The 252-nt window shown below is 41.7% G+C and carries 1 protein-coding gene; it reads right to left on the reverse strand.

Annotated features, from left to right (window positions below; translation table 11 throughout):
* On the reverse strand, positions 1 to 216 hold a 216-nt coding region (locus C1E24_RS20650), incomplete at its 3' end, for a Gfo/Idh/MocA family oxidoreductase (protein ID WP_171040948.1).
* Positions 217 to 252: the final 36 nt, after the last annotated feature.

Raw genomic sequence — 252 nt, forward strand, 5'->3', positions numbered from 1 at the left:
ATCTAGTTTATTACCCTGTAATGCTTGGTCTTCAACAAATGCTGTGAAGTCTTCGAATTCTGTGAAAAACTCAGCCTCTGGGAAGTGACTGTCCATAATACCCACAGAATCATTGATATCCATCGCTGCAACTAGGTTATTACCAGTATCTTTAATCGCGCGAAGGTGACGTGGTGCGATATAGCCCGCAGCACCGATTAATGCAAAATTTTTCATGCTACAACTAGCTCCTTAAAGTCTAATATCCGCTTC

Source organism: Pseudoalteromonas phenolica, assembly GCF_005876835.1.
Classification (GTDB): domain Bacteria; phylum Pseudomonadota; class Gammaproteobacteria; order Enterobacterales; family Alteromonadaceae; genus Pseudoalteromonas; species Pseudoalteromonas phenolica_B.